The sequence below is a fragment of the Thiocapsa sp. genome, from assembly GCF_035467215.1.
GTDB lineage: Bacteria > Pseudomonadota > Gammaproteobacteria > Chromatiales > Chromatiaceae > Thiocapsa.
Window position 1 is genome coordinate 1 of sequence record NZ_DATITZ010000083.1, and the last position, 6,160, is coordinate 6,160.

Consider the following 6,160-nt stretch of genomic DNA (forward strand, 5'->3'; position numbering starts at 1 on the left):
TCCGCGAACCGATCGTTTGAGCCGCCGAGTCCAGCTCGCTGCGGCTCCGGGCGCACAAGGGCAGATGACATGACCCGCTACGCCGGCTTCAAACTGCTGATCGTCGACGACCACGCTCACAATCTCTTCACGCTCCGCACCCTGATCGAGAGCGAGATGGATGTCGAGGTTCTCGAGGCAACCTCGGGGCAGGACGCCATCGACCTGACCCACCGATATCCGGACATCGACCTCATCATCCTGGACGTGCAGATGCCCGAGATGGACGGCTTCGAGACCGCGTCCATGCTCAAACTGCGCAAGCGCACGCGCGATATCCCGATCATCTTCCTGACCGCGGCCTTCAAATCCGAAGAGTTTCAGCAACGCGGATTCGCTGTCGGCGCCGTCGACTATCTGCTCAAACCGATCGACGACAACCTGTTGATCAACAAGATCAGCACCTATTTCAGGCTGATCGAAAAGGAGCGCGAGCTCAACCGCACACTGGAGCAGACGGTCGCGGAGCGCACGAGGGAGCTCGCCGAGGCACGGCAATACCTGGAGAACATCATCACCCATATGGGCGAAGCGCTCTTGGTCTTGGATCCGAGCGGCACCATCAAGCACACCAATCCGGCGGCGTGGAAGATGCTCGGTTACCGCGGGGAGGATCTACGCGGTATGTCGATCGGAGACGTCTTCGAAGAGGAAGGCGACGCCGAGGCCGGCGCCTTTATGGGCACCTGGCTGGAGGCGCTGATCCGCACAGGCGCCCTGAGCCGGATCGAGGCCCGCTTAATCGCTCGCAACGGGCGCCGGGTTCCGATCCTCTTCTCGCGCACCGCAGTGAAGGATACCGAAGGGCGGATCAGCGATATCATCTGTATCGCCAAGGATATGACCGGCTACGTGCGGGTCGAGGAGAACGGGAACGCGAGTGCCCTGCCGACAGGGGGATAAGCAACGACACGATAAGATTGACGCCCCTAGGGAGGAGCAAGCATGAGTGAGCCGATGGTCCCCGAGACCCCCGAAGACGATGAAAACACGACCCTGACCGCCAATGCCCTGAAGGCGATGGCCCATCCCCTGCGATGGAAGATCCTCTGCTCGCTCGGCGACAAAGAACTCTCGGTCGGCGAGATCGTCGACCGCACCGGGACCTCGCAGAGCAACATCTCACAGCACCTCGAGCAGCTGCGCAACAAGAACATCGTCGTCGCCCGCAAAGAGGCCAACCGGATCTATTATCGGATCCGCAACGATCAGCTGCTCGACCTCATCGGCATCATGCGCGACGTCCTGTGCCCGGCGAACCTCGACGACCGATTCCCCAAATAGGCCGCGTATCCCGCGTGCCCTCCGCATTGCGAACCAGGTCTGCGTGGATGCCAGGCTGAATCGGGACTCGCGGCCCGGGGCCGTGTCTAAGATAATGGCCGCCCATCCCACTCAGGACGCTCCCCTCATGCTCGATCCCAACACCTGGTTCTCCGAGGTCGCCGCCGCCGACGGCGCCGCCTTCTCGCTGCGGATCTCCTCGAAGCTCCACGAGGAGCAAAGCCCCTATCAGCACATCGAGATCTACGAGACCGAGGGCTTCGGCAATCTCATGGTGATCGACGGCTGCACCATGCTCTCGACCCGCGACAACTTTCTCTATCACGAGATGATGTCGCACCCGGCGCTCTTCACGCATCCCGATCCCAAGCGGGTCTGCATCATCGGGGGCGGTGACTGCGGTACCTTACGCGAGGTGTTGAAGCACCCCGGTGTGGAGCAGGCGGTTCAGATCGACATCGACGAACGGGTGACGCGTCTCGCCGAGATGTTCTTTCCGGAGCTCACGGCCTCCAACGGGGATGCGCGCGCGCATCTCTTGTTCGAAGACGGGGTGCGTTGGATCCAGGAGGCGGATGCGGGCAGTCTGGACATCATCATCGTCGACAGTACGGACCCGGTCGGGCCCGCGGTCGGTCTCTTCACCAGCGACTTCTATGCCGACTGCCGGCGTGCCTTGGGCTCGGGCGGCATCCTGGTTCAGCAGAGCGAATCCCCGCTGTATCACATGCGCATCCTGACCGAGATGCACACCGCGATGCGCAGCGCCGGCTTCCGCGACACCCGCACGCTCTTTTTCCCCCAAGCGATCTATCCCTCCGGCTGGTGGAGCGCGACGATGGCGGGCACCGACCTGTCGCTCGGGGATTTTCGTGCCGAAGACGCGGCTCGGAAGGCATTCGAGACACACTACTACAACGCCGAGATCCATCGCGCCGCCTTGGCGCAACCCGAGTTCTTCCGTCGGGCTTTGGCCCAAGCCACCGATTGAATCGCGTCGCTCGGGTTGGGGGGTAAGCTCCAACCCAAAAAAATGGGGCCCGGCGGGCCCCGAAGAATTCACAACAGCGCAAAGCGGACGATCAGGAGGCTCCGCGGGCCCCGACAAACTCGGGATAGGCCTCCAGGCCGCACTCCCCGATGTCGACACCCTCGTACTCCTCTTCCTCGCTGACTCGGATGCCCATGATGAGCTTGAGGATCAGCCAGACGATAAAGGAGGTCACGAAGACCCAGGCCAGAATGGTGCCGAGACCGATCCCCTGAGCGGCGAAGCTGGCATCGCTGTTCGTAATGGGCACCGCCATCAGGCCCCACATCCCGACCACACCGTGCACGGAGATGGCGCCGACCGGATCATCGACCCGCAGCTTGTCCATGGTCACGATGGCAAAGACGACGATCACGCCGCCGATGGCACCGATCATGGTCGCGAGCAAGGGCGAAGGGGTGAGCGGCTCGGCCGTGATGGCGACCAGGCCGGCGAGGGCACCGTTGAGGGCCATCGTGAGATCGGCCTTGCCGAACAACAGCCGCGCAGTGATCAGACCGAAGATGGTGCCGCCGGCCGCGGACATGTTGGTATTGACGAAGACCGCCGCCACCGCATTGGCATCCTCGATATTCGAGATGACCAGCTGCGACCCGCCGTTGAAGCCGAACCAACCAAGCCAAAGGATGAAGGTGCCGAGCGTTGCGATCGGCATATTCGCACCCGGGATGGCGTTGATCGATCCGTCTTTGCCGTATTTACCTTTGCGCGCACCGAGCAGAAGGACGCCTGCGAGTGCGGCCGAGGCACCGGCCAGATGCACGAGACCGGAGCCTGCGAAGTCGAGGAACCCGAGCTCGTCGAGGAAGCCGCCGCCCCACTTCCAGTAGCCTTGCATCGGGTAGATGAAGCCGGTCATCACGACCGCAAAGAGCAGAAAGGCCCAGAGCTTCATCCGCTCGGCTACGGCACCCGAAACGATCGACATGGCGGTGGCAACGAAGACGACCTGGAAAAAGAAATCGGCCATTTTCGAATAGTAGGTCTCGCCGTCGCTTCCCATCACCTCTTCGACGCTGTTGTCGCCTCCGAACATGAAGCCCCAATCGATGGCGGGGATGAAGCCGTTGCCGTCGGCTGGATACATGATCCCGTATCCCACCAACATGTACATGATCGAGGCGATCGCGAATAGAGCGATGTTCTTGGTCAAAATTTCAGCGGTGTTCTTGGCGCGGACCATCCCGGCCTCGAGCATCGCGAAACCGGCGGCCATCCACATGACCAGCGCGCCGGAGATGAGAAAGTAAAAGGTATCGAGCGCGTAGCTCAACTGAGTGATTTCTTCCACGAGAGATACTCCAAGAGGTTCGAGCGCACAGGGACGACCGAAGCGGATGGATCCGCCTCGGTCCTCGACGGGACTAAAGGATGTAACCGCGCTCGTCGTGTTGGGAGAGATCCAGACCTTCGGTTTCCTGCTCTTCCGTGACACGAAGACCGATCGTCAGATCAACCAGCTTGAGAATGATGTAGCTCGCAACCGCCGTGTAGACCAGGGTAACCAGGACACCTTTGGTTTGGATCCAAAGCTGGCCGCCGATGGTCATCCCCTCGGCCAGGCCGGCGCCGCCCAAAGTCGCGGCGGCGAAGACGCCGGTCAGGAGTGCGCCCACGATGCCGCCCACGGCATGTACGCCGAAGACGTCGAGTGCGTCGTCGTAGCCCAAGGCCCTCTTCAGCTTGGTCGAGGCGAAAAAGCAGATGATGCCCGACGCCGCGCCGATCGCCAGTGCGCCGAGGGGACCGGCCGTTCCGGATGCCGGGGTGATGGCGACCAAGCCGGCAACGGCACCGGTGGCGATGCCGAGCACGCTGGCCTTGCCGTGGTTCAACCACTCGGAGAACATCCAGGCGAGTGCAGCGGTGGCAGTGGCGATTTGGGTCACGAGCATGGCCATACCGGCGCTCTCGTTGGCCGCGACCGCGCTGCCCGCGTTGAAGCCGAACCAACCCACCCACAGCATCGATGCGCCGATGACGGTATAGGTCAAGTTGTGCGGCGGCATGGCGGTGGTCGGATAGCCCTTGCGTTTACCCAGGACGATCGCGGCAACCAGGCCGGCGATACCGGCGTTGATATGGACCACGGTACCGCCGGCGAAGTCGAGAACACCCCAGTCCCACATGAGCGCACCGTCGCCGCCCCAGACCATGTGCGCGATCGGCAGATACACGACAGTAAACCAGATCCCCATGAACCAGAGCAGCGCCGAGAACTTCATGCGCTCGGCGAAGGCACCGACGATCAGCGCGGGGGTGATGATGGCGAAGGTCATCTGGAAGGTCGCGAAAACTGTTTCCGGTATTGCCGCCGTCAGACTCTCTCGCGTCACTCCCGCGAGGAACACCTTGTCAAATCCGCCGATGAAGGTATTGAGATTGATGGCCCCCTGTTCCATTCCCTGGGTGGAGAAAGCCATGCTGTATCCGTAGATGACCCACAAGACCGTCATGAGTGCAGTGATAGCAAAACACTGCATCAAAACCGAGAGCACGTTTTTGGCGCGAACCAAGCCGCCGTAAAAGAGTGCCAGGCCGGGGATGGTCATGAAGAGCACCAAGGCCGTCGCGGTCAGCATCCACGCCGTATCCCCGCTGTTGAGAACCGGCAGCTCCTCGGCGAGCACGAGCGCAGGCGTCAGCAGCGAGAGACTCGCCAACACAGGGATGGCGAGTTGTCGCGGTTTCATTTTGAACATCATTGAGATCCTCTCGGCGACGGTTAGAGCGCGTCCGATCCGGTCTCGCCGGTGCGAATGCGGATCACTTGTTGAAGCTCGAAGACGAAGATCTTGCCGTCGCCGATCTTGCCGGTCCGCGCCGCGCTGCTGATAGCCTCGATAACCTTCTCGACCATCGCGTCGTCAACGGCGATCTCCACCTTGATCTTGGGGAGAAAGTCTACGACGTATTCTGCGCCGCGGTAGAGCTCCGTATGCCCTTTTTGTCGACCGAAACCCTTGACTTCGATGACGGTGATACCGGATACGCCGATGTCTCCGAGTGCCTCGCGGACGTCGTCCAGCTTGAACGGCTTGATGATGGCTGCAACCAGTTTCATTGCAATTGAGCTCCTGTAGAGGCCAAGGGAAGACCCTTGGCCGAGGGATTGGAATCGCGAATGCGAGGCGGCCTGGACTAGAATTCCTTCAACCAGCCGACCCAGAACTGCGGGTCGTCGTCGTAGGTATCGCGTCCGACTTGGTCGTAATTCAAGCTGAAGGTGCCGAAATCACCGGCCTCGCGGCTGATGGTCACTCCCCAATGACCGTAGTCGTTGCCGCCGTCGTTGTAATCGAAGTCATAGTAGCCGCCACGAAGGCCGAGCCCGAATTCGTAGGGCAGCGCAAACTCGAGGCCGGCGTAGTAGTACCAGTCGCCCTCGACAAACAGCGCTTCGCCGGAGGGGACGCCGGGCGCGTCGTCGGCCTGACCGTAGACGGTGTAGGCCAAGCCGGCCGTCAACCATTTCCAGGTCGCGCTGCCGCCGACTTCCGCGAAGTCGAGATCTTCGCCATCGGGGTACGCGTAGTAGATGGCGTTGACGTCGAAGCTGAGATCGTCGTTGACAGCCATGCTGTAGCCAAAGTAACCATCAAGCTCGTAACCGGGCGAGTTGAAGGTTTCCACGACATCGAAGGTCTTCTCGTCGAAGTCGACCTCGTACTCGACACCGTCGCCGAAATCGACGTTGGAGATCCAGGCTACCGCATAGATACCGCTGGCGTGCTCGTAGTCGACCCCGCCCTGCACGGCCGGGCCGTCGTCGGTCTGCGTCAGCCC

7 protein-coding genes are annotated in these 6,160 nt (G+C 61.5%); 3 read left to right on the top strand and 4 right to left on the bottom strand.

All coding sequences use genetic code 11. The features are described 5' to 3' along the window. The first annotated feature begins 69 nt into the window (after positions 1-69). The 3 genes from VLR48_RS04405 (at position 70) to speE (ending at position 2,314) form a co-directional block, all read left to right on the top strand. The gene (locus tag VLR48_RS04405; protein WP_325290618.1) at positions 70-942 is read left to right on the top strand and encodes a response regulator; all 873 of its coding nucleotides are present in this window, start codon (positions 70-72) and stop codon (positions 940-942) included. A 42-nt stretch (positions 943-984) separates the two neighbouring features. Then, positions 985-1,323, top strand: a complete 339-nt coding sequence (locus VLR48_RS04410; RefSeq protein ID WP_120796752.1) for an ArsR/SmtB family transcription factor — start codon at positions 985-987, stop codon at positions 1,321-1,323. Between the two features lie 127 nt (positions 1,324-1,450). Beyond that, positions 1,451-2,314 (top strand): polyamine aminopropyltransferase, encoded by an 864-nt coding sequence (speE, locus tag VLR48_RS04415; RefSeq protein ID WP_325290619.1) that lies wholly within the window; start codon positions 1,451-1,453, stop codon positions 2,312-2,314. Positions 2,315-2,405: 91 nt separating this feature from the next. On the opposite strand, the gene VLR48_RS04420 is transcribed toward speE, so the two are convergent. The 4 genes from VLR48_RS04420 to VLR48_RS04435 all read right to left on the bottom strand — a co-directional run. Next, a complete protein-coding gene (locus VLR48_RS04420; protein ID WP_325290620.1) occupies positions 2,406-3,665 on the bottom strand; it encodes an ammonium transporter in 1,260 nt (419 codons plus the stop codon). Positions 3,666-3,738: 73 nt separating this feature from the next. Next, on the bottom strand, positions 3,739-5,076 hold the full coding sequence (locus VLR48_RS04425; RefSeq protein WP_325290621.1) for an ammonium transporter: 1,338 nt from the start codon (positions 5,074-5,076) through the stop codon (positions 3,739-3,741). 23 nt (positions 5,077-5,099) lie between these two features. Then, complete coding sequence (glnK, locus tag VLR48_RS04430; protein WP_093029601.1) at positions 5,100-5,438, bottom strand: P-II family nitrogen regulator; 339 nt, start codon at positions 5,436-5,438, stop codon at positions 5,100-5,102. 77 nt (positions 5,439-5,515) lie between these two features. Then, positions 5,516-6,160 (bottom strand): TorF family putative porin (locus tag VLR48_RS04435; RefSeq protein WP_325290622.1); only part of this gene is annotated, 645 nt, incomplete at its 5' end.

Bases quoted from the DNA above. Each gene is read 5' to 3' on its own strand.
- glnK (WP_093029601.1), bottom strand. From the start codon at position 5,438: ATGAAACTGGTTGCAGCCATCATCAAGCCGTTCAAGCTGGACGACGTC.
- speE (WP_325290619.1), top strand. From the start codon at position 1,451: ATGCTCGATCCCAACACCTGGTTCTCCGAGGTCGCCGCCGCCGACGGC.
- VLR48_RS04425 (WP_325290621.1), bottom strand. From the start codon at position 5,076: ATGTTCAAAATGAAACCGCGACAACTCGCCATCCCTGTGTTGGCGAGT.
- VLR48_RS04410 (WP_120796752.1), top strand. From the start codon at position 985: ATGAGTGAGCCGATGGTCCCCGAGACCCCCGAAGACGATGAAAACACG.
- VLR48_RS04405 (WP_325290618.1), top strand. From the start codon at position 70: ATGACCCGCTACGCCGGCTTCAAACTGCTGATCGTCGACGACCACGCT.